Annotated in this window: 20 protein-coding genes; 13 read left to right on the top strand and 7 right to left on the bottom strand. The window is 41.5% G+C overall.

What is annotated here, in order from left to right; translation table 11 throughout:
• Nucleotides 1-35: 35 nt before the first annotated feature.
• Complete coding sequence (locus tag BFP75_RS19690; RefSeq protein WP_206073584.1) at nucleotides 36-626, bottom strand: collagen-like protein; 591 nt, start codon at nucleotides 624-626, stop codon at nucleotides 36-38.
• A 243-nt stretch (nucleotides 627-869) separates the two neighbouring features.
• Here BFP75_RS19690 and glgB point away from each other — a divergent pair, with 243 nt between their 5' ends.
• The 4 genes from glgB to BFP75_RS19670 all read left to right on the top strand — a co-directional run bounded on the left by glgB (nucleotide 870) and on the right by BFP75_RS19670 (nucleotide 7513).
• Nucleotides 870-2768 carry a 1,4-alpha-glucan branching protein GlgB gene (glgB, locus tag BFP75_RS19685; RefSeq protein ID WP_099547034.1) on the top strand — a complete coding sequence of 633 codons (1899 nt, stop codon included), beginning with the start codon at nucleotides 870-872 and terminating at the stop codon, nucleotides 2766-2768.
• A gap of 101 nt (nucleotides 2769-2869) precedes the next feature.
• The gene (locus tag BFP75_RS19680) at nucleotides 2870-5269 is read left to right on the top strand and encodes a glycoside hydrolase family 31 protein (RefSeq protein ID WP_099547033.1); all 2400 of its coding nucleotides are present in this window, start codon (nucleotides 2870-2872) and stop codon (nucleotides 5267-5269) included.
• Nucleotides 5270-5310: 41 nt separating this feature from the next.
• The gene (locus BFP75_RS19675; protein ID WP_099547032.1) at nucleotides 5311-6120 is read left to right on the top strand and encodes a M48 family metallopeptidase; all 810 of its coding nucleotides are present in this window, start codon (nucleotides 5311-5313) and stop codon (nucleotides 6118-6120) included.
• A gap of 61 nt (nucleotides 6121-6181) precedes the next feature.
• The gene (locus BFP75_RS19670; protein ID WP_410504102.1) at nucleotides 6182-7513 is read left to right on the top strand and encodes an MFS transporter; all 1332 of its coding nucleotides are present in this window, start codon (nucleotides 6182-6184) and stop codon (nucleotides 7511-7513) included.
• Between the two features lie 39 nt (nucleotides 7514-7552).
• Here BFP75_RS19670 and BFP75_RS19665 read toward each other — a convergent pair whose 3' ends face one another.
• The 4 genes from BFP75_RS19665 to BFP75_RS19650 form a co-directional block, all read right to left on the bottom strand.
• Nucleotides 7553-8278, bottom strand: coding sequence for a head GIN domain-containing protein (locus tag BFP75_RS19665; RefSeq protein ID WP_099547030.1), 726 nt, complete (start codon nucleotides 8276-8278; stop codon nucleotides 7553-7555).
• Nucleotides 8279-8324: 46 nt separating this feature from the next.
• On the bottom strand, nucleotides 8325-9419 hold the full coding sequence (locus tag BFP75_RS19660; protein WP_099547029.1) for a hypothetical protein: 1095 nt from the start codon (nucleotides 9417-9419) through the stop codon (nucleotides 8325-8327).
• Nucleotides 9420-9482: 63 nt separating this feature from the next.
• Complete coding sequence (locus BFP75_RS19655; RefSeq protein WP_099547028.1) at nucleotides 9483-10049, bottom strand: hypothetical protein; 567 nt, start codon at nucleotides 10047-10049, stop codon at nucleotides 9483-9485.
• Nucleotides 10049-10603 carry an RNA polymerase sigma factor gene (locus BFP75_RS19650; protein ID WP_099547027.1) on the bottom strand — a complete coding sequence of 185 codons (555 nt, stop codon included), beginning with the start codon at nucleotides 10601-10603 and terminating at the stop codon, nucleotides 10049-10051. The genes BFP75_RS19655 and BFP75_RS19650 overlap by 1 nt, the downstream gene beginning before the upstream one ends.
• Before the next feature lie 120 nt (nucleotides 10604-10723).
• On the opposite strand from BFP75_RS19650, the gene BFP75_RS19645 reads away from it, so the two are divergent.
• The 3 genes from BFP75_RS19645 to cmk all read left to right on the top strand — a co-directional run bounded on the left by BFP75_RS19645 (nucleotide 10724) and on the right by cmk (nucleotide 14673).
• Nucleotides 10724-11299, top strand: coding sequence for a sugar O-acetyltransferase (locus BFP75_RS19645; RefSeq protein WP_099547026.1), 576 nt, complete (start codon nucleotides 10724-10726; stop codon nucleotides 11297-11299).
• A 201-nt stretch (nucleotides 11300-11500) separates the two neighbouring features.
• Nucleotides 11501-13951: an endopeptidase La gene (gene lon, locus BFP75_RS19640; RefSeq protein WP_099547025.1), complete on the top strand. Its 2451-nt coding sequence runs from the start codon at nucleotides 11501-11503 to the stop codon at nucleotides 13949-13951.
• 26 nt (nucleotides 13952-13977) lie between these two features.
• Nucleotides 13978-14673 carry a (d)CMP kinase gene (cmk, locus tag BFP75_RS19635; protein ID WP_099547024.1) on the top strand — a complete coding sequence of 232 codons (696 nt, stop codon included), beginning with the start codon at nucleotides 13978-13980 and terminating at the stop codon, nucleotides 14671-14673.
• A 47-nt stretch (nucleotides 14674-14720) separates the two neighbouring features.
• On the opposite strand, the gene BFP75_RS19630 is transcribed toward cmk, so the two are convergent.
• Nucleotides 14721-15101 (bottom strand): LysM peptidoglycan-binding domain-containing protein, encoded by a 381-nt coding sequence (locus BFP75_RS19630; protein ID WP_099547023.1) that lies wholly within the window; start codon nucleotides 15099-15101, stop codon nucleotides 14721-14723.
• A gap of 266 nt (nucleotides 15102-15367) precedes the next feature.
• On the opposite strand from BFP75_RS19630, the gene rpsA reads away from it, so the two are divergent.
• On the top strand, nucleotides 15368-17212 hold the full coding sequence (gene rpsA / locus BFP75_RS19625; RefSeq protein WP_099547092.1) for a 30S ribosomal protein S1: 1845 nt from the start codon (nucleotides 15368-15370) through the stop codon (nucleotides 17210-17212).
• Nucleotides 17213-17315: 103 nt separating this feature from the next.
• On the opposite strand, the gene BFP75_RS19620 is transcribed toward rpsA, so the two are convergent.
• Complete coding sequence (locus BFP75_RS19620; protein WP_165776645.1) at nucleotides 17316-19835, bottom strand: Plug domain-containing protein; 2520 nt, start codon at nucleotides 19833-19835, stop codon at nucleotides 17316-17318.
• 393 nt (nucleotides 19836-20228) lie between these two features.
• Between BFP75_RS19620 and pyrR the strand changes: the two genes are divergently transcribed.
• Genes pyrR through BFP75_RS19595 form a run of 5 tightly spaced genes read left to right on the top strand, consistent with a single transcriptional unit; the run spans nucleotide 20229 to nucleotide 23498 of the window.
• Nucleotides 20229-20768 carry a bifunctional pyr operon transcriptional regulator/uracil phosphoribosyltransferase PyrR gene (pyrR, locus tag BFP75_RS19615; RefSeq protein ID WP_099547021.1) on the top strand — a complete coding sequence of 180 codons (540 nt, stop codon included), beginning with the start codon at nucleotides 20229-20231 and terminating at the stop codon, nucleotides 20766-20768.
• Nucleotides 20769-20773: 5 nt separating this feature from the next.
• Entirely contained in the window at nucleotides 20774-21703 is a 930-nt protein-coding gene (locus BFP75_RS19610; protein ID WP_099547020.1) for an aspartate carbamoyltransferase catalytic subunit, read from the top strand.
• 5 nt (nucleotides 21704-21708) lie between these two features.
• Nucleotides 21709-22041, top strand: a complete 333-nt coding sequence (locus tag BFP75_RS19605) for a ribonuclease Z (protein WP_099547019.1) — start codon at nucleotides 21709-21711, stop codon at nucleotides 22039-22041.
• The gene (locus BFP75_RS19600; RefSeq protein WP_099547018.1) at nucleotides 22038-22946 is read left to right on the top strand and encodes a ribonuclease Z; all 909 of its coding nucleotides are present in this window, start codon (nucleotides 22038-22040) and stop codon (nucleotides 22944-22946) included. The genes BFP75_RS19605 and BFP75_RS19600 overlap by 4 nt, the downstream gene beginning before the upstream one ends.
• Before the next feature lie 51 nt (nucleotides 22947-22997).
• Nucleotides 22998-23498 (top strand): hypothetical protein, encoded by a 501-nt coding sequence (locus BFP75_RS19595; RefSeq protein ID WP_099547017.1) that lies wholly within the window; start codon nucleotides 22998-23000, stop codon nucleotides 23496-23498.
• Nucleotides 23499-23585: the final 87 nt, after the last annotated feature.

Raw genomic sequence — 23585 nt, 5'->3', positions numbered from 1 at the left:
TATCGGAGGTTTACAGTTCTATTTTTGAGCTTTTATTATAAAACGACCTTTTGAACATCCTTTTCAGTGACTCCCAGTCTGCTCATGACCGAGTTAATATTGGAAACATCCAATTTTCCGCTTTGTGCAGCTTCGGCAGGTAAAACCGCTATCCTAAATACTTGGTTGTCCGTATCCCCGGGCAGTAAAGTGCCCAAATCAAAATCCGCCTCCAAGAAGATGCTTACATCAAAAAATGTATAATCATAATTGTATTGAAGCAACCCTTGGTCAATTATTCTGGTCTGTGGCATCAACCTCCAAATATCCACGGGGTCGCCATTGCCGTCCTCTGTTTGGTCCCATAAAAGATAAACCAATATGACATCGGTCTCAAAAACCTCTATGCTTTGCGGAAATTCATAAAATATGGAATATTCATTACCGGCATCAAAAGTTCCTTCAATGTCGATTATTTTGCCCAGTATGTTTACACCGTCCTGGCCATCCAAACCGTCCAAACCATCACGTCCGTCCAAACCATCACGTCCGTCCAAACCATCAAAACCCGGAGGCCCCTGAGGTCCTTCGCAGGCCATAAAAAAGAATGCCAAAAATGTACTGAGTAGAATCGTTGTTTTTTTCATGATATTTAATTTTTTGGGTTCACCATTATTAATTTTACCCAAGTTATTCAAAAAGCGTTCCAATTTTAGTATTTTAGAAAATATATGCTGCGGATAATAAATCGGTTTACATTAAAACTGAGAATAGGTCCACAAACGTATAAAAAGGAACTAAATTTTGATTTTGAAGCGGGCTTCGGAACATATAAATCCCTATTATCGCTCAAAGTTGATTAGATTTACAGGCAAACCAAACGTGAAATTATGTCCAAAGTAATACCTCATTCGCTGTTTACAGATTTTGATATCGACCTTTTTAAAGGAGGCAAACACTATCGTTTACATGATAAAATGGGGTCCCATATTATAGAAGTTGACGGCATAAAGGGCACCTATTTTGCTGTTTGGGCCCCGTCCGCCAAATCCGTATCGGTCGTTGGTGATTTTAATTATTGGAATGCCGATGAACACAAATTGAACGTTCGCTGGGATTCCAGTGGTATTTGGGAAGGTTTTATCGCCAATGTCCAAAAAGGAGCCGTTTATAAGTATAAAATCCAATCCCATAATAATGATATTTGGACGGAAAAGGCAGATCCCTTTGCCCGATTCTGCGAGCACCCGCCTAAAACGGCATCGATTGTTTGGTCTGCAGATTATAATTGGAAGGATTCTGATTGGATGGGCTACAGAAAAGATAAAAATGGATTGGACAGGCCCTATTCCGTCTATGAAGTCCATATGGGCTCTTGGAAAAGAGACGCGGGCAATAATGTGCTCAGCTATAAGCAGTTGGCCAAAGAGCTGGTTTCCTATGTAAAGGAAATGGGATATACGCATGTGGAGTTCATGCCCGTGATGGAATATCCGTACGACCCTTCCTGGGGATATCAATTGACCGGATATTTTGCGCCAACCTCCAGGTTTGGTACGCCCGAAGAGTTCAAGTTTTTGGTAGATACATTTCATCAAAATGATATTGGGGTCATTTTGGACTGGGTGCCATCCCATTTCCCGGAAGATGCCCATGGATTGGGTTATTTTGATGGTTCCCACCTCTATGAACATCCTGACAGAAGAAAGGGATACCACCCAGATTGGAAGAGTTTGATTTTCAATTATGGACGGAATGAAGTGCGGGCCTTCTTGATAAGCAATGCGCTTTTTTGGCTCGATCAATTTCATGTGGATGGCTTACGGGTGGATGCCGTTGCCTCTATGTTATACTTGGATTATTCCAGGGAAGATGGCGAATGGGAACCCAATATGTATGGTAATAACGAAAATTTGGAGGCCATGTCCTTCATTAGGGAGCTCAATCAAGAGGTGCAGGCTAGCTTTCAAGGTGCGGTTCAAACCATTGCGGAAGAGTCCACTGCATTTTCTGGGGTATCAAGACCCGTGGAATACGGAGGTCTTGGTTTTGGGATGAAATGGATGATGGGCTGGATGCACGATACCCTGGAATACTTTAAGAAAGAACCCATCTACAGAAAGCATCATCAGAACGACCTTACTTTTAGTATGACCTATGCCTTCACGGAGAATTTCATGCTGCCATTTTCCCATGACGAGGTAGTTTATGGCAAGCAGTCCTTGGTGTATCGTATGCCAGGGGATGAATGGCAACGATTTGCCAATTTGAGGTTGTTGTTTGGCTATATGTTCACGCATCCAGGAACCAAATTGATGTTCATGGGAGGAGAATTTGGCCAGACGGCAGAATGGAACTTTCAGAATAGCTTGGATTGGCATTTGCTGCACTATGAACCACATATGGGTGTACAGCAATTTGTGAAAGATTTAAATGCACTTTATAAAAATTCACCTGCCTTGTATGAAAAGCAATTCAGTCCTGAAGGTTTTCAATGGATAGATTATGGGGACCATGAAAATTCCGTACTTACATACATCAGAAAGGGCCATGATGCGGAGAACGACCTGGTCATAGCCTGTAATTTTACCCCTGTGGTAAGGGAAAATTATAGGATTGGCATGCCAAAAAAAGGGAAGTTGAAGGAGGTATTGAACAGTGACGCTGCTAAATATGGAGGAACGGACAGAGTGAATGCCAATTTAAAGATCGCGAACAAGCCATGGCATGGGCAAAAAAAATCGGTAGAGATTACAATTCCCCCCTTGGGTATCGTTATTATGAAATAAAATTCATTTTTGCTTCGGTCTTTATAGCCTATTTTTAAAACAATGTTTTTAAAGTTACCCGATATTGTTCTTCTTTTGCGGATATCAATAACCAAAATGATATGATTACAAATACGGAGCTGGAATATAAAGGAAATTTGTATCCCAATCACATTGTCGAATTTAAACAGGACAATGATAAACTATATTTTACCTCGGAAAACGGGGTAATTCTTCAGGTGACCATTTTGCGAGGGAGTGTGCTCAGGTTCAGATATGCCACGAACCATGTATTTGAGCCAGATTTTTCCTATGCCATAGATGAAGATGCTTCACTGGGCTACAGTATTCTGGAAGTAACCGAAACCGAAACGGAATATCTTGTTAAGACTGCCAGATTGCAGCTTTTGGTGGATAAGATGTCAATGCGTACCCAGATTTCTGATTTGGAGGGAAACATAATCAACGAAGATGAAGCTGGATTTCATTGGGAGGAAAATTATGAATATGGCGGCAATACGGTAAAAATGAGTAAAATGACCCCTACCGGTGAAAGTTACTATGGTATGGGCGATAAATCTACCCATAGCAATTTAAAGGGAAAACGTGTTGAGAACTGGGTGACGGACTCCTACGCCTATGGGAAGGACCAAGATCCACTCTATAAGGCCATTCCCTTTTATATTGGATTGAACAGGGGAAGGGCCTATGGTATTTTTTTTGACAATAGTTTTAAGACCCATTTTGATTTTGCCTACGAGAAAAGAAATATTACCAGTTTTTGGGCGGATGGTGGCGAAATGGACTATTATTTTTTCTATGGCCCCGATATGGCAACCGTGGTATCTGCTTACTCCAATTTAACGGGAACTCCGGAGCTGCCACCTCTTTGGGCCCTTGGTTTTCACCAGTCTAAATGGAGTTACTACCCAGAAAGTAATGTAAAGGAAATTACCCAACAATTTAGGGAGCACAAAATCCCGTGTGATGCCATCTACTTGGATATCGATTATATGGATGGTTTCCGATGTTTTACGTGGGACAAGAACCATTTTCCGGACCCAAAAAGAATGATATCGGAATTGGAGCAGGACGGCTTTAAGACGGTTGTGATGATCGATCCCGGTATTAAAATTGATCGTGATTATTGGGTGTATCAAGAGGCCTTGGAGAACGATTATTTCTGTAAGCGGGGAGATGGTCCTTTGATGCATGGAAAGGTGTGGCCCGGGGAATGTAATTTTCCGGATTTTACGAATCCCGAGGTACGTGAATGGTGGGCGGAACTGTATAAGGAATTTATGTCGGACATTGGGGTACATGCTGTTTGGAACGATATGAACGAGCCCGCAGTGATGGAAGTTCCCAGCAAGACAGCTCCTTTGGATACCCGTCATAATTACGATGGACATCCCTGTACTCATAGAAAGGCACACAACGTTTATGGAATGCAAATGGTAAGGGCAACCTATGAGGGCGTTAAAAAATATGTATACCCAAAAAGACCTTTTGTCATTACAAGGGCCGCATTTGCTGGTACCCAAAGATATTCATCTACATGGACAGGGGATAATGTTGCCACCTGGGAGCATTTGTGGATTGCCAATGTGCAGGTGCAGCGCATGTGCATGAGCGGCTATTCATTTGTGGGGTCGGATATAGGAGGCTTCGCGGAGCAACCCAATGGAGAACTATTTGCAAGATGGGTTCAGTTGGGCGTATTCCATCCATTTTGTAGGGTGCACTCCAGTGGAGATCACGGTGATCAGGAGCCTTGGTCCTTTGGGGCGGATATTACGGATATCGTTCGAAAATTCGTGGAAATTCGGTATCAGTTATTACCATACCTATATACCATGTTCCATAAGTACAGTAAGGACCATGTTCCTATGTTGAAACCATTGGTATATTATGACCAAGAAGACACCCAGACCCATTTCAGAACGGACGAGTTCATTTTTGGAAATCAAATATTGGTATGTCCCATACAAGAACCAAATGCCCAAGGAAGGAGAATGTACTTTCCAAAAGGAAACTGGTATGATTTTTGGAACCAGGAATTTTTGAGCGGTGGTAAGGAGCGATGGGTGACCGCCGAATTGGACAAAATTCCCATATATGTAAAAGAGGGGGCCGTGATACCAAAATATCCGGTTCAGCAATATGTAGGTCAAATAAAGATAACAGAGTTGATATTGGATACCTATTTCAAGAATGGGATGGAAACCTCTGAGGTGTACGAGGACGCTCAGGATGGCTATGACTATAAAAAGGGCAGGTATTCGTTGCGAAACTTTAAATTGAACGGTAAGGAAAAGTCTTTGACCATCCAGCAGTTCAAGGATGGTAGTTTTGTTACGAGTTATGAAAAGTTTAAATTCAACATTTATGGTCTGCCGTTTAAAATTGGTAAAGTCTTAGTGGACAATGAGGAAGTGGATTTGAATTCCATACAGTTCACTAAGAATAATTCCATGTTGATAGACAAAAACTTTACCCTTTTGCACATAACCCCAAAATAATATTTTTGTAATTTTCGAAAACACTGAAAAACACTAATACCATGAAAAGAATAGTTTTAATAATTGCCCTGTTTTTCGGGGTTTCCGCTTGTAAGGTAAATCCTTTTACAGGTCAAAAAACATTGAATTTTTATCCTAACAGTCAAATTTTTCCAATGGCCTTTGCCCAATATGATCAATTTTTGGGCGAAAACAATGTAGTTAAGGGAACCACGGAGGCACACATGATAACTAGGGTAGGACAAAGAATTTCATCGGCTGCGGAGCGTTGGCTTTCCGCTAACGGGCACCCAGGTTATTTGAACGACTATAAGTGGGAATACAATTTGGTAAAGGATGAAACGGTAAACGCATGGTGTATGCCTGGTGGAAAAATAGTTTTCTACACAGGTATACTGCCCATTTGCAATGGGGAGACCGGTGTAGCCGTGGTCATGGGCCATGAGGTTGCCCATGCCTTGGCAGATCATGGCGCACAAAGGATGAGTGCCGGTACTTTACAGCAGTTGGGCGCGGTTGCCGGCAACATTGCCATTCAGGATCCCCAGAAAAGGAATATGTTCAATCAGGCCTATGGTATAGGCTCACAACTGGGAGCTATGTTGCCTTTTAGCCGCAGCCATGAAACGGAGGCCGATCGCATTGGATTGCAAATAATGGCCATCGCAGGTTATAACCCTTATGAAGCTGCGGAGCTTTGGAAACGAATGAAGGCCCAGAGTGGGGGGCAGGCACCACCTGAATTTATGAGTACGCACCCATCCAATGATACCAGGATTAACAACCTAACCGTGTGGGCACCGGAAGCCGCAGCAGAGGCCGCTAAATTTGGAGTGACCAGTTTTAAATAAAACATACATTTTTATTGTATATTCAGGCCGTTCTAAGGAACGGCCTTTATTTTACCCAATATTGAAAACACTGGTTTTAAAAGGAAGTAAAAAACTATTGAACGCTTGGGCGTTCTATGACTGGGCCAATTCCGTCTATAGCTTGGTAATCTCATCAGCAGTATTCCCTATATTTTACGGAGCGCTTTTTCGTGTTGCAGAAATAGAAAGAGTTACTGTATTTGGAGTAGAAATGGCAAGGGCCCCGCTCATAAGTTATACAACATCCTTAGCCTTTGTATTTATCGCGATCATTACCCCATTGATTTCCGGGATAGCGGATTATTTAGGGAACAAGAAAATCTTCATGAAATTCTTTTGTTATTTAGGTGGCTTGTCCTGCATTGGTCTAAGTTGGTTTTCACTTGAAAATATTTATTTCGGACTGCTTTGTTACTTTTTTGGCCTTGTCGGGTTTTGGGTAAGTTTTGCCATCAATAATTCGTATTTGCCGGATGTGGCCTATCCAGAACAACAGGACGCCGTTAGTGCAAAAGGGTTTTCCTTAGGATACATAGGCAGTGTTTTGCTGTTATTGGTGAACCTGGCCATGGTCATGAAACCGGAAGTTTTTGGGATTGCCACGGATGCCGATGGTGTGGCCGAAATAAAGGCCATGAAATATTCATTTGTTTCCGTTGGCATTTGGTGGATAGTCTTTGCACAGTATAGTTTTTACTACCTTCCCAAGGGGAACAAGCGGGAAGGAGAACGGACCAATGTTATTTTGAACGGTTTTAAGGAGTTAAAAAGTGTATGGCACCAGTTAGGAAATCAGACTCGGTTAAAGCGATATCTAGGGGCATTCTTTGTATACAGTATGGCCGTGCAGACCGTAATGTTGATCGCTACTTATTTTGGGGAGGAAGAAATAGGTTGGGGCTCTGATGCCGAACGAACTACAGGTTTGATCGTAAGTATTCTGGTCATTCAAATTGTGGCCATATTTGGGGCTTCCATTACAGCTTGGGCCTCAAAGAATTTTGGAAATATAAAAACGCTTATCGTGGTAAACGCACTTTGGGTCGTCATATGTGTATATGCTTATTTTTTGATTACACCGATGGATTTTTATATAGCCGCCGGATGTGTTGGATTGGTCATGGGGGGGATTCAAGCCTTGTCCCGTTCTACGTATTCCAAGTTCATTCCCCAGACCAAGGATACCACCTCGTTTTTTAGTTTCTATGATGTTGCCGAAAAAATAGGAATCATCATAGGTACCTTTTTGTATGGCTTTATTGCACAGTTTACGGGTAGTATGCGAAATGCGATTATTTTTCTAGGTGTTTTTTTTCTCGTTGGTATGTTGTTGCTTACACGGGTCAAACAACTAAAAAGACCCCTTGAATAAGAGGCCTTTCCACAGTTGTTGATTGTTCGCAGTTTGATTTTATCCTTTGGAAATGTCTCCGGAACCTGAAGTTTTGGTGTCTATCTTTTCAGGATTTCCTCTGTAGGTAATATCCCCGGAACCGGATACCCTCGCTTTTAGCATTTTATTAGCGGTCACTTTTATGTCCGCCGAGCCGGATACCGTAGCATCCACATTATCGGCTTCCATATCAAAGGCCTTAATATCCCCACTTCCTGAAATGGTAGCTTCAAAGTCCTGGGTACTGCCACTTAAGGTAATATCCCCAGACCCGGACATACTGGCACTTACCTTATCAGTATCCACATCCAAGGTTATATCCCCGGATCCGGACATGGCCGTTTCCAAATGATCCGTTTTAATGGTGGTCTTGCCAACGATATCCCCAGATCCGGAGAGGGCAATGGCATCCACGCTTTCAACGGGAACGGTTATCGTGATACCATTTTTCCAAGAGGAAGGCTTTAAGTTGACTCCTTTTTCCGTCTTGATTTCCAATTTTCCATTTTTTACTTCGGTAATAATGTATTCCAATAGATTCGATTCCCCCGTAAGTGTCAATTGACCTTCTTTGCCATCTACCAAATGTACATCGAACCAACCCGATACACCAATGGCATCGTAGTCGCTGGTATTTCTATTGATGGTAACTTGGTCTCCGTTACCGTTAACTCTTTTGCCCCATTGTGCAGAGCAGGAAACTGTCATGGCCAAAACAATGGCTAGTGCTGTGATTTTTTTCATTTTTTAATTGATTTTGAACTGAACATTGTTCAGCTTTTGATTGATATTAATTTTTGGTAAAACTGATGCTTCCGTAGTCACTGTTCAAGGTAACCATATTTCCATTTCCTTGGCTTCCATAGTAGCCTTTATAGTGCTTGGAGGTCGACTTTTCCTCACTGATATTGATAACAAAATCATCTTTTCCGCTCACGCCCGCATAACTGGTGGTGATGTCGAAGTCGAAGTGGTAGTTGGCGTCATACCCTATTTTAACCCCAGTGTAATCTGACCTGATATTGACATTGCCTGCATCCTGGGCCAGTTCCTCGATCCGTATGGAGCCATAGTCCGATGAAATATCGACATTCCCATGGATACTTCCCAATTTTATGGTAATGTAGTCGCCATTTCCCTGTACATTTTTTGCATCCCCAACTTCCATTTTTCCATAATCACTGCCGTAATCCAAGTTTTCCATCTGGTCTATTTTGACATTTGTATAATCGGCATTGACTTTTAGGTTTCCCGCTTTTTCGATGGTGAAGCCTGAATAATCCGCTTTGATCTCACCGCTGTTTATGAATCCTATGGTGGAGTTTGAGGTGTAATCAAAATTCAATTGATTGTTTCTCCCCCTGAGTTCCCCAATTTCCAGCCTTCCATAATCACAACTGATCTTGGCATGGCCGTCTATTCTGTCCAATATTATGGATCCGTAGTCATTGTCAAGATTTATACTGTTTTTGATGGGAAGTTTAATGGTGTAGTTAATCTGCATGTTCACATTGTTGCTTCTGCCCCAATTCCAGCCCCATCCATTTTTGTTGTCGTTAAATTTCGTTTCTGCGGATACAATAGAGCTACTAGCGTCAAAATTCACTGAAATTTCATCCAGCTTTTCCTGTACTTTTTCCTCGTTGTTGCCATTGGTCTTAATATGGACCTCGATCATGATCCTATTTTCGTTCCATGAAGTAATGTTCAAATTCCCATAGCTGTTATCTACCTTCAAAAGAGCATCGGGATTTACGTTGAACTCTTTTTTAATGGTCTTTTCCTTGGTGTACTTACCGTTGTGTTTTCCGCCATTATCGGCCAATAGTATCGCCGGAAAAAGGAAGACTAGCAAAAGGCTATATTTAAATAGTAATGTTTTCATTTGTATGTTTTTTATTGTTTTTAGTGGACAAAAGCAATGAACCGTTTATTGGTCTTTGATAGATCAAAGAATATTTTGGTTCATTTCATTATCGTAATTTTTTAAATTTTTAATAGTTTCGATTTGGTTTAAAACGTCGTTCAGCAAGTCGATCCTTGTCTGGAAATTGGTAATCATGGCACTTAGTATTAATTTGCTGTTACCCCCGTTTAACAACTCATTTTCCAACATTTTATAGTCCTGTTCCAGTTTTTTAAGCTGGTCCATGGTGTCTGAAATTATTTTCCTTGTTTCAGGGGTTTCCTCAGCTTCCAACTCCTTTACTTGCTGCTCGATGAGACTTGCAAAGTAAAACTGGGTATTGGCCGCTTCGGGCGAGATTTCAGCTACTTGCTCCTCCAAACTGGGATTAGAATCCATCGCTCCATACGCCAATGCAACCAAAAGCGCCATGGAAGCCGCTATGGACAAAGGTTTCCACCAATTGAAGTGCGTTTTGGACAATGCAACGGTTTGATTTGCCTTGTTCATTTTGGCCAAAAAACGTTCTTGGTGCCCCAATGCTGGTTCTTCCGTATCAAAACGGCCTTGTAGTGTTTTGAACAAATCCTCTAGATTATCTTTTTCCATCAGTTCGCAATTAATAATTCTTTTCTAAGACTTTCCTTTGCCCTTGAAATGGTGGTCCTACAATTGGCATAGCTCATATTCATTATGGAACTAATTTCCTCGTAGTCGTAACCCTCGATCAAATGTAAGGTCAAAGAAATTCTGTAATTGTCTTTTAAGCGTTTCATGGTTTCCATTACTTTTTGAGCCTTTTGTTCAGCAAACACATGATCCGAAGCAATTCCGTCATTATCTTCGACCTTGTACATTAAATCGTCCAGCGCAACTTCATTCTTTTTCCGTTGCTTTTTGTAATGGTAAATACTGTTGTTCACTACAATTCTCCTAAGCCATGCTCCAAAAGTAACCTCGCCCCTAAAAGTATCCAGTTTCGTAAACGCGTTCAAAAACGACTCCTGCATAATGTCTTCGGCCTCTGCACTATGTTTTACAATTCGCAAAGCAGTGTTGTACATAGCTTTGTAGTACCTATTGTAAACCTCTAGTTGTGCACTTTGCTTACCTTCCTTGCACGATTGCAATAAATCATCAATATGTACCTTACTTTGGCTCAAAAAGTGATTGGTTTGTCTAAGAGATGACTCAATTTACCTATTGTTACAGTTTTGACCGAAAAGTTTTTATAAATTAAATTTTGTTACATACTAAATTTGGACCAACAATAAATTTACGCGATGACGGAAAGGGAAAAAATGCTTCAGGGAAAGGTCTATAATTCCAGGGATCCTGAACTTTTGGAGAGGTATTTTAGTGCAAGAAGTCTAGTCAAGAAGTTCAACGATTTGGATGCTGAACTAGTGTTGGAACGCCAAGAAATCTTATCCCAACTTTTTGAGAATATAGGAAAAGGGGTATGGATAGAATCTCCTTTCTTTTGTGAATATGGGAATAATATTTCGATTGATGAAGGCACTTTCGTGAATATGAACTGCACCTTTTTGGACAATAATAAGATTAGCATTGGAAAAAATGTGCTCATAGCACCTTACGTTCAGATTTATACGGCTTCCCATCCTTTAAGGGCCTCTGAGAGGATATTGGCAAATAAGAATGACGGTGCGCCCTATATAACTAAAAGTTTGCCCGTAACAATTGGCGATAATGTCTGGATTGGCGGCAACACCGTTATTTGTCCCGGGGTTATCGTAGGTGAAAATGTTACTATTGGGGCAGGAAGTGTCGTCACCAAGAACATACCGGATAATACGCTTGCCTTTGGCAATCCGTGCAGGGTCATAAGAGAACTTTAGTAATTGTATCCTTTGTTTTATAGTAACCAAGAAATACAATATAGGTTACTATATAAATGGCACAGGAATTGAAATGAATAGGGCATAGAAAGACAATTAAAACGACAAAAACCCTGTAAGCATGGTCTTTCGAGGGTTTTTGAATTTTGAACGATAAAAAAAGTGTACGCTGTTTAATGACAGAATGACCGATATATAAGTATGGAAGATTCTAAATTTTCAAATTTTGACAATATGTCTTTACAGGGCATCGATCAGGATTCCGAGTTAATTCCGTTGCTTACCGCAGAGGACGAGGAGCAAATGAATAGTGAGGAATTGCCCGAAACCTTACCTATCCTACCCCTTAGGAATACGGTTTTGTTTCCCGGTGTCGTAATTCCAATTACCGCCGGAAGGGACAAGTCCATCCAATTGATAAAGGATGCCAATAACGGTAGTAAAGTGATAGGGGTGGTGTCCCAAAAGGATGAGGAAACGGAAAACCCAGATATCAAGGATATCAATACGTTGGGTACGGTTGCCCGTATTTTACGGGTATTGCAGATGCCCGATGGGAATACAACCGTAATTATCCAAGGGAAAAAACGTTTTGAGATCGCGGAAGTATTGACCAAAAAGCCATATATCACGGCAACTGTGCGTGAAACCGATGAAATTAGGCCGGATAAGGGGAGCAGTGAATTTTTGGCGATCATCGATTCCATTAAGGATTTGGCCTTGAGGATAATTAGGGACAATCCAAATATTCCAAGTGAAGCTTCTTTCGCCATTAAAAATATCCAGAGCGATTCCTTTTTGATAAACTTTGTTTCCTCCAACCTCAATTTACCAGTAAAGGAGAAACAGGAGTTATTGGAAATTGGGAACTTGCAGGATAGGGCATTGGCCACATTAAAATATATGAACATCGAGCTCCAGAAATTGGAGTTGAAAAACGATATTCAGTCCAAGGTGCGCAGCGATTTGGACCAGCAACAGCGTGAATATTTTCTCCATCAACAGATGAAGACCATCCAAGAGGAACTTGGCGGGGTTTCTTATGATGAGGAACTGGAGGAAATGCGCGAGCGTGCGAAAAAGAAAAAGTGGGGTAAAAAAGTAAAGGAGCATTTTGAAAAGGAACTTGCCAAAATGCAGCGAATGAACCCGCAAGTGGCGGAATATTCCATTCAAAGAAACTATCTGGACCTGCTGTTGGATTTGCCATGGAATAAGTTTTCCAAGGATAAATTCGATTTAAAACGTGCGGAACGCATCCTCAACAGGGATCATTATGGACTTGAGGACGTTAAAAGAAGAATCATAGAGTATCTGGCGGTTTTAAAACTGCGAAACGATATGAAATCTCCCATACTTTGCCTATATGGACCTCCAGGTGTGGGTAAAACCTCTTTGGGAAAATCCATTGCCGAGGCCTTGGGCCGAAAATATGTGCGTATGTCCTTGGGTGGTCTACGCGATGAGGCTGAAATTCGCGGGCATAGAAAAACATATATAGGAGCTATGCCCGGTAGAATTGTTCAAAATCTTAAAAAGGCGGGTACTTCCAATCCTGTCTTTATTTTGGATGAGATCGATAAGCTGTCCAATAGCCATCAAGGAGACCCTTCCTCAGCAATGCTGGAGGTTCTGGATCCTGAACAGAACAACGATTTTTATGACAACTTCCTGGAAATGGGTTATGATCTATCCAAGGTGATGTTCGTGGCTACCGCGAACAATCTGGGGAATATACAGCCCGCTTTAAGGGATCGAATGGAGATTATCAATGTTAGCGGTTATACCATAGAGGAAAAGGTGGAAATAGCAAAAAGACATTTGCTGCCCAAACAATTGGAGGAGCATGGTTTGAACTCGACCCACCTGAAAATTGGAAAACCCCAGTTGGACAAAATTGTCGAAGGTTATACCAGGGAATCCGGTGTGCGCTCTTTGGAGAAGCAAATCGCAAAAATGGTTCGCTATGCCGCAAAATCCATTGCCACGGAAGAACAATACAATGTGAAGATTAGCAATACGGATGTAGAAGAAGTTTTGGGTGCGCCAAAAATGGAACGCAGCAAATATGAGAACAATGAAGTGGCCGGTGTGGTTACCGGTTTGGCCTGGACCAGTGTTGGTGGGGATATCCTCTTTATAGAATCCATATTGTCACAAGGAAAGGGCAATTTAAGTATAACGGGTAATCTAGGTAAGGTGATGAAGGAATCAGCCACCATTGCCATGGAATATATTAAATCCAATGCCCAGAGGTTTGGTATAGACCCCTCTATATTTGAGAAGTACAACGTACATATTCATGTGCCGGAAGGGGCCACTCCAAAGGACGGCCCCAGTGCGGGTATTACCATGTTGACATCCTTGGTGTCTTTATTCACCCAAAAGCGAATCAAGAAAAGTTTGGCCATGACCGGGGAGATTACACTACGTGGTAAGGTATTGCCCGTTGGTGGCATTAAGGAAAAAATTCTTGCGGCAAAAAGGGCGCGTATAAAGGAAATTATCCTTTGTGCGGAAAATGAGCGTGACATCAAGGAAATAAAGGAATCCTATTTAAAAGGGCTAAAGTTCCATTATGTTACGGAAATGTCCGAAGTCATCGATATTGCAATTACGAACCAAAAAGTAAAGAACGCCAAAAAGCTATAGCGGGTTTTTTCAACTATATTTATACAATGAACAAAATCACTATTGCCATTGACGGATTTTCTTCAACGGGTAAAAGCACCTTGGCGAAACAGCTGGCCAAAAAACTGGAATATGTGTATGTAGATACAGGGGCCATGTATAGGGCCGTCACGCTGTATGCAATGGAAAATGGTTTTGTTGAGGATGGTCAAATTGATAAAGATGGTCTCATCAAGGATTTGGACAGCATTGTATTAAAGTTTGTGTTCAATCCCCATTTGGGCTTTGCCGAAATGTACTTGAATGATGAGAATGTAGAGAGGAAAATAAGGACCTTAGACGTTTCAAAAAATGTAAGTCAGGTCGCCGAGATTAAGGAAGTAAGGACCAGACTGGTTGCCCTACAACAGGATATGGGCAAGGATAAGGGCGTGGTCATGGATGGCAGGGATATTGGAACCGTCGTTTTTCCCGAAGCGGAACTTAAAATTTTCATGACCGCCAGTCCAGAAAAAAGGGCGGTGAGACGCTACAAGGAACTCTTGGATCGGGGCGAGGATATAACATATGCGGATATTTTGGAGAACGTTCAAAAAAGGGACTACATTGATTCCCATAGAGAAACCTCACCGCTAACAAAAGCGGAGGGTGCCATAGAATTTGATAATAGTGATATGGGATTGGTGCAGCAATTTGAGCGCATCTATGAACATGTGCTTCGAGTGATCGAGAAGAACCAATAAAAAAACCGTCAGGAAGACTAACGGTTTTTTTCTTCAAGGAAACATCCTTACAAATTTGGGATGACCAAAACCTGATCTGGGTGTATTAGATCTGGATTTTTCAATATACCGGTATTGGCCTCGAAAATTTGTTTGTATTTCATGGGGTCTCCATAATAGTGCTTTGCGATTTTGCTTAGGGATTCGCCGCTTTTAACGGTATGTCTATGATAAACGGAATCGTCCTCCACGGTAATGTTCGCTTTTATATCGGATGGGCTTTCACCTCCAATTTCCTTTATTTTGTCCCAAATAATGTTTTTCTCATATTGGGTTTTCGCCATTCCTTTTACCTTTAGGATATCACCTTCAACGGTCACATTTCCATCCTTGATACCAAGTTGTTCCCCAAGGTCTAAAACTGGTTGATACTTTGCCTTTACACTCATAATTTATAACAATTTAACGGTTAATATTTATGCGGTGAAGGTACTAATATTTGAGCAAAACCTTCCAAAAAACAAAAAATACTGAAACCTGCGTATTAGATGCCCTACAACATATTGTGTATTAAGGAATTTAGTTGTATTTTTGCACTCCTTTTTTAGCAAGAGAATCAAGATAGAAAAGGGATAAAAACAAATAAATTTAACAACTTTCATGGCCATTGCTTAGATCTTGATTGGGTTATGGAATACAAATCTTTAATCAGCAAATGGCTGAAGAAAAAACAACAGCGGAAGTAGAAGAAACTACAGATGCTACTACACAAGAAGCTGCACAGGAAACCCCTAAGCAGGACCCACAGGAGTTTTTGGAAAATTTTAATTGGGAAAAATACGAGCAGGGAATCGAAAGGGTAGACGATTCCAAGCTAAAGGAGTTTGAAGAATTGGTTGCCGAAAATTTCGTGGATACTGCCGATGAGGAAGTAGTGGAAGGTACGGTAGTTTATTTAACCGACAGGGAGGCGATTATCGATATAAATGCCAAGTCTGAAGGGGTTATTTCCTTGAACGAGTTCCGTTACAACCCTAATTTGAAGGTTGGTGACAAGGTTGAGGTCTTGATTGACATCCGTGAGGACAAAAGCGGACAGTTGGTTTTGTCTCACAGAAAGGCACGTACCATCAAAGCTTGGGACAGGGTAAATGCCGCTCATGACAAAGAGGAAATCGTATCCGGTTTTGTAAAATGCAGGACCAAAGGTGGTATGATCGTGGATGTATTTGGTATTGAGGCGTTCTTGCCAGGTTCTCAAATCGATGTGAAGCCGATTAGGGACTACGATCAATATGTGAACAAAACAATGGAGTTCAAGGTTGTTAAGATCAACCACGAGTTTAAGAACGTTGTTGTTTCGCACAAAGCACTTATTGAAGCTGATATTGAAGAACAGAAAAAGGAAATCATCAGCCAATTGGAGAAAGGACAAGTGTTGGAAGGTGTCGTTAAGAACATTACTTCCTACGGTGTCTTTATCGATCTTGGAGGCGTTGATGGTCTTGTACATATTACCGACCTTTCTTGGAGCAGGATCAACCACCCGAACGAGGTTGTTGAACTAGATCAAAAATTGAATGTTGTAATCCTTGATTTTGATGAAAACAAATCAAGAATTCAGCTAGGTCTTAAGCAATTGGAAAAACATCCTTGGGAGGCCCTAAGTGATGAAATTAAGGTTGGCGATAAGGTTAAAGGTAAAGTAGTTGTTATTGCAGACTACGGTGCATTTATAGAAGTTGTTGAAGGTGTTGAAGGTTTGATCCACGTTTCTGAAATGTCTTGGTCCACACACTTACGTTCCGCTCAGGATTTCGTAAAGGTTGGGGACGAGGTTGAAGCGGTTGTATTGACCTTGGATAGGGAAGATCGTAAGATGTCTTTGGGCATCAAGCAGTTGACTCCTGACCCATGGACCGATATCACTTCCAAATATCCTGTAGGTTCAAGGCACAAAGGAATCGTACGAAACTTTACCAACTTTGGAGTTTTTGTTGAGTTGGAAGAAGGTATTGACGGTTTAATTTATATCTCCGATCTTTCTTGGACCAAGAAAATCAAACATCCTTCCGAGTTCACCAATGTTGGTGATACGTTAGAGGTTGAGGTTCTGGAATTGGATGTTGATGGGCGTAAATTGAGCTTGGGCCACAAACAAACTACTGAAAATCCATGGGATAAATACGAAACGGAGTTTGCAGTAGGAACTGTACACAAAGCGACTATTACAGATGTCGTGGATAAAGGTGCTACCATAGACTTTAACGAGGATATCACAGCATTCATTCCACAGCGTCACCTTGAAAAGGAAGATGGTAAAAAACTAGGCAAAGGCGATGAAGCAGAATTCAAGATTATTGAGTTCAACAAAGACTTCAAGCGTGTTGTAGCTAGCCACACCGCTATTTTTAGGGAAGAGGAACAACGCAACGTAAAAGCAGCGGCCCAAAGACAGGCAACAGCAGCAGACGAGGCAAAACCAACTTTAGGGGATGCCAACGATGCATTGCAAGCGTTAAAGGATAAAATGGAAGCGGATTCCAAAAAGAAGAAGTAATTTTCTTTTTTAGACTTCTTATAAAAACCTTGACCATATGGTCAAGGTTTTTTTATTATAGCTACTTTATTTGATTCATAAATACCTAGTTGGAAGCATGTATCTACTCCACCACTTCAATATCATATAGACCGGCCATGGGCCTGCCGTCCTGTGTGATGCCTTCCACCCTTACCTGGAACATTCCGGTTTTGTCCCCAGTAAAGAAATCGATGTTGGATAGCCCTGCATCGCTAAAGGCCAAATCCGGATTCCAATACAGGGTCGTACGATAATCAGGTTTTTTTGGGTCTTCTTCGTAATAGTCAGGGGCATAGAATTCCCTCGTTTTATAAAAGCCGGGTATTGTAAAGGAAACCACTCCCGGGTATATTTCTTGATTAACCAGTTCTTCGTAGGACTTGTTCGTATAAATGGCAATGATACCGCCAGCTCCTCTTGAACCAAAAAGAGACGAATCTGGTCCTTTAACAACATCTACAAACTCTATTTCAATCGCCCGTAATTGTTGCAGAAAATCTACTGTTGTAGTTGTACCATCTACAAGAATCAACGGGGGACCTCCTCCTAAGGATGCAGGAATAAAAAGTTCTTGATTGGGAAATGCTCCTTTAACTAATATGCCTGGTACTCTAGCCATTAAATCCATAACGCTCATTGCTTCGTTCCCAGTTACATCTTCCCTGAAAAGCCGACTTGAAAATGGCCCTGTGGTCATTTTAGACATTGGATTGGCCTTTGTCGCCATTTGGTGTCTGGTCAACCTTTTGTCCTTATCGGTGACCGTTACCTCTTCCAATTGGGTCACGCCGACCGGGTCGTACATATAATCCGTAACCTTTCTTTGGTATTCTTCCTTGGCGTATTCCCTTAATAGTTGAATCGTGTTTTGGGCCTGTTGGCCCTTTGTCGTTGTGGCCACCCTTGGCCATTGTTCATCTAGGGCAATGGAAAAATTACTTTTTTTCGAGTCCCATTTAGCAAGGGAATCATGTGCTTCTACCGTGGCCTCCAGGCTATCCGTAAAATAAAAGGGCCCGAATGAGAATTGGCCTTGCTCATTGGTTTTTTGCTTTGAATTGATCAGATCGACCCAGTATAGATTCAGGGTAACGGATGTCTCCTTTGGTCTATTCGGTAGTTTAAACTTAGTGGTCTTTCCATGTACCATGATACCTTTTTCCGGGGAAATTTTTGGCAACCGCGCCAAACTGTCCGAAAGCATGTCCTTCCAAACGAACCTTCGCCAACCCCGTGTAAGCATAAGTGCGTCCAACAAAAACCTACGGTGCTTGGAACCGTCCTCGAAGAAATAATCTGGATTTGCAATCCTTCCTCCCAAATCGGAATTGAGGAGCAGCCAACTTTTAAATGAGTTGGCATGGCTTTGGTCAATGCCATTTTTGGAAACGACCCCCACGGAGAAGTCCCCTTTCAACGGGCTGCCGTCCGCATCGGTCAGAACCACGTCCAGATTCACCTTTTCCCTTTTCCCATAAACTTTGGCCGGGGCGGATAAAGCCATCTGTGCATCGTTGTCGGGGTGGTCTACATATACCAACCGTTCTGCAAGAGGCTCTCCATTGCTTGCGAACAACGTAAAATGCGCCACGCCATCCCTTAGCTCGCTGGTAAAAATCCTTGTGGCATAGGACGATTTGTCCGAAGGCTCCCCGATTCTTTTGAAAATGAGATCTCCACGCAGATGGCCTACCAAAAGGGTACCCTCCAAAGTACGGTCAGGGCTACTGGCCACTTGGACCAATAAGTGGTCCTCCCTGTTCTGGATGTTGAGCAGATATCCTGAGGGAATTGCCTGTGGCACGGGATAGCTATGTTCCTTCCCATCGATATTGAAACTGGCATGGTATTGTTTGCCCTCCCTTGGGATGAAGCGAACCCTTCCCAAACCAAATTCATGGCTCTCAAAGGTGGTCACGACCTCGTTATCGGAACTTCTGATCTCGCCCTCTATGGCAACACCGTTTCCGTTATCGTCCAATACTTCCATACCAAGGGTACCTGGAAGGCCTGTGACCAAATCGCCACCTTCGGGATAGAATTTGATTTTGGGGATACCTGAAATTGATGTTGGCGTAGTGGCCCCAAACCCCTCGAAGGCCCTATTTGGCATTGAGCTGTCCAGGGTGGGACCTTGTTCCAATTTTTGGACGATTATGGGAATCTCCTTTTCGAATATAACAGGTTCCTCTTCATTGAGCATATATTTGGTATAGGAACGCAGCGTGTAATTTCCCTGGGGGATTTTCTCGTCTATTTGAATATCCCCTGCAACGCTTTTTTCGTCAACGAACAACTTCCGTTGTGCCACGACACTTTCCTGTTCATTTACCAAGTCCACATAGACCACTTTGCTTTTACTTGAAATGTCGTGTGTTATCCCATCAAGAAGATAGGTCTTGAACCATATGGTATCGCCATTGGTATAAACGTCCTTGTCCGTATGCAGGTAGGTTTTTTCCGGGGCAAGATTCTGCCTGTAGTCAACGAGCCTGGTCTTTATTTTTTCCAGCAAAACATACTCTTGGGAAATTTCCGAATAGGACTGGACCAAAAAAATGGTTAGGAGGCCTAAAATAATCGTAGGGACAATTTTCTTCATAATGCTGGAATTTGTTGTTTTTAATCGATCATGCCTTGCCGCCCGATGATGTAGTTTTGCTAAAAAACCTTCGGGGTTCATCAGCATTGGCCACGGCCTGTTCCAAAATATTAAATATGATTGATGCTTAACAAATTATAAATTTATAGGATATTTAATTGGTATTTTAACAAGATTTTTACTAAAAATCTCAACTTTCTTAATTCCAAGAATCATTGAGATAGGAAGCCATTTTAATTTTATATAATCATTGTCAAATTCAGGGCTTAGTATTTTTAGTTTCGGTTTTCAATCTTATACTGGGTTACCACGCAAAATTGAATAAAAAATGTTGTCTGACTATTTGAAGTTTATTCCCTATTTTTGTCGCGTTCAAAGCATGTCTTACGAACTATGGGTCAAAAAGTCTTACTCTCTTCCAAGGAAATAAACATCATCCTTCACCGTTTGGCCTGTCAACTGCTTGAAAATCATGAAGATTTTAAAGATACTGTACTCATTGGGATACAACCCAGGGGAATTTATGTTGCTGAAAGATTGGTTAAAATTCTATTGAAAGAATATAAGGTGAAGCACATAGATTTAGGTTTTTTGGATATTACCTTTTATAGGGACGATTTTAGAAGGGGCGAGAAGACTTTGGAAGCGACCAAGACGAAAATCAACTTTTTGATTGAGGACAAAAAGGTGGTGTTGATTGACGACGTACTGTATACGGGAAGAAGCATCAATGCCGCATTGACAGCTTTACAGTCTTTTGGGAGACCCAAAGAGGTGGAGTTATTGACTTTAATAGATCGGCGTTTTAGTAGGCATCTACCCATACAGCCCAATTATCGGGGAAGGCAAGTGGACGCCATAGACAATGAGAAGGTAAAGGTGATGTGGAAGGAAAATGATGGGGAGGACTTAATATACTTGATAAATAGGTAATTAAAATGAGCGAACTGAGTGTAAATCACTTGCTAGGAATTAAATATTTGAACGAGTCGGATATTCAGCTCATTTTTGAAACAGCGGATCATTTTAAGGAGGTCATCAACAGGTCCATTAAAAAAGTGCCTTCACTCAGGGACATCACCATCGCCAATATATTTTTTGAAAATAGCACCCGGACGAAATTGTCCTTCGAGCTTGCAGAAAAAAGGCTTTCTGCGGATGTGCTCAACTTTTCCGCAAGTCAGTCCTCGGTTAAAAAAGGAGAAACCCTTATCGATACTGTAAACAATATTTTATCCATGAAAGTGGATATGGTAGTGATGAGGCATCCCAATCCCGGAGCAGGTATCTTTTTGGCCAAACATGTAAAGGCATCGATCATAAACGCCGGTGACGGTGCTCATGAGCATCCCACCCAGGCCTTGCTGGATTCTTTTTCCATTCGGGAGAAATTAGGGGATGTAGCAGGCAAAAACGTCGTTATCGTAGGTGATATTTTGCACTCAAGGGTGGCACTTTCCAACATATTTGCGTTGAAACTTCAAGGGGCAAACGTGAAGGTTTGCGGTCCAAAAACATTGATTCCCAAGTATGTGGAATCCTTAGGGGTAGGGGTGGAGATGGATTTGAGAAAGGCGTTGGAATGGTGCGATGTAGCCAATATGTTGCGTATACAAAACGAACGTTTGGATATCAGCTACTTTCCAACGACACGGGAGTACACACAACAGTTTGGGGTGAATAAAAGACTCTTGGATAGTTTGGACAAGGAAATCGTTATCATGCATCCCGGTCCTATCAACCGCGGCGTGGAAATAACGAGCGATGTGGCAGATTCCAAACAGTCTATCATACTCAATCAAGTAGAAAATGGAGTCGCGGTGCGTATGGCAGTGATTTATTTGTTAGCTTCAAAGATTAAACAATAGGCTTTATGATTTTTGATAAGGACGGAACTACAACCATAATATATCAGGAAAAAAAATCACTTTCCATCTTTTTAAAAAACCTGGATGAAAAATATTCGGAGGTGAGAAACGATAATCTCATAATCAACCTATTTACATTCGATAAATTGACTTCTGGGGATGTTATGGAGTTTTTGGAAATTTCCAATAAACATCGAAAATCGGGTAGATCCTTTGTAATCGTTACGGATAAGGTAAGCTATAACGAGGTCCCCGATGAAATCATTGTCGCACCAACCTTACAGGAGGCGAAGGATATAATTGAAATGGATGAGATAGAAAGGGATTTGGAGCTTTGAAATTGACCATATTAGGTTGTTATGCCGCCACGCCCAGAATATTGACCAATCCAACCTCTCAGGTATTGGAGGTCAAGAACCATATGTTTCTAATAGATTGTGGTGAAGGCACCCAGGTTCAGCTGCGCAGACATGGGATAAAATTTTCAAGAATCAATCACATATTTATTTCCCATTTGCACGGAGACCATTTCTTTGGACTTCCTGGTTTGATTTCTACGTTCCGATTATTGGGAAGGGAAAAGAAACTAAACATTTATGGCCCCAAAGGAATTAAGGAGGCCATTACCTTGTTGTTAAAACTTGGGGATTCCTGGACCAACTATCCCTTGCATTTTCATGAATTGACTTCAGCTGAAAGCGAACTTATTTTTGAGGATCCCAACGTATGCGTTCGTACCATACCTTTAGATCATAGGGTCTATACCAATGGATTTTTATTCAGTGAAAAACCGGGCGAAAGGAAGTTGAACGTGGAGGCCGTTAAGTATTATGAAATTGATAGGGCCTATTACAACATCATTAAGAAGGGAAAGGATATCGTTACTGAAATAGGCGAAATCATTCCCAATAAAGCATTGACTTTTGATCCTCCCGCACCTACTTCATACGCCTTCTGTAGCGATACGGCCTATAATCCTGATATTGTTCCGCTAATCAAGGGTGTTGATTGTTTATATCATGAGGCTACTTTTTTGGAATCGGAAACAGATTTGGCAAAAAAAACAAAGCATAGTACGGCCAAACAAGCGGCAAAAATAGCAAAGGAAGCTTCCGTAGGTAAATTGATTTTGGGGCATTATTCCACCCGATACACCTCCATCGAAGCTTTTAAGGAAGAGGCTTTCCAGGTTTTTGATCAGGTGGAATTGGCAGATGATGGCAAATCTTTCGAGTTTATTTAAATCATGCACGCAACCAAAGGTTAATAGGAATATCTTCTTATAAATATTGGCATGAAGAATACCATTTTATTGACTTTCATATTTCTATTGTTTACATCGATTTCTTGTGAAAAAGAAGATGGAATAACCGCGGAGTTTCGAGGTAGTGCTATCATCGGGACTTGGAACCGTATCGATGAAATACCTAGTGGCGGTATACGGGAGGATTATCGGTATTTCGATGTGGAGACTTTGCATACCTTCGAGTTGGATGGAACCTACACCTATAAAGTGAATTACTATGGTTTTAAGGATGAGAACCCAAATAAACTAATGGGGCAATCCGAGAATAAAGGAACTTTTGAAGTTAACAACGATAGTGTTTTCATGAGGGTTTTTGAAAATACTTCTTGGGAAAAAGGATTTAAGCCGAAGCCTGAGACCATCCAAATAAATGGAGAAGCTTATGGGAATCGGTTTTCCATAAAGAACGAAACATTGACCTTGTATTATATTTCATATCCTGCCGATGCACCTGTACAGACCCAAATGAGTTTTAAAAGAGCTGAATAGGTTAAATTTAATTGTTTAATAAGACCCCAAAGGTGATTAAAGCTTTTGGGGTCTTGTTATTTTTATTGATCTTTGAGTATCTTGTTT

The organism is Maribacter sp. 4G9 (assembly GCF_002742265.1).
GTDB lineage: Bacteria > Bacteroidota > Bacteroidia > Flavobacteriales > Flavobacteriaceae > Maribacter.
The sequence above is the reverse complement of the archived record's forward strand: the minus strand, read 5'-3'. Positions and strand labels throughout refer to the sequence as shown.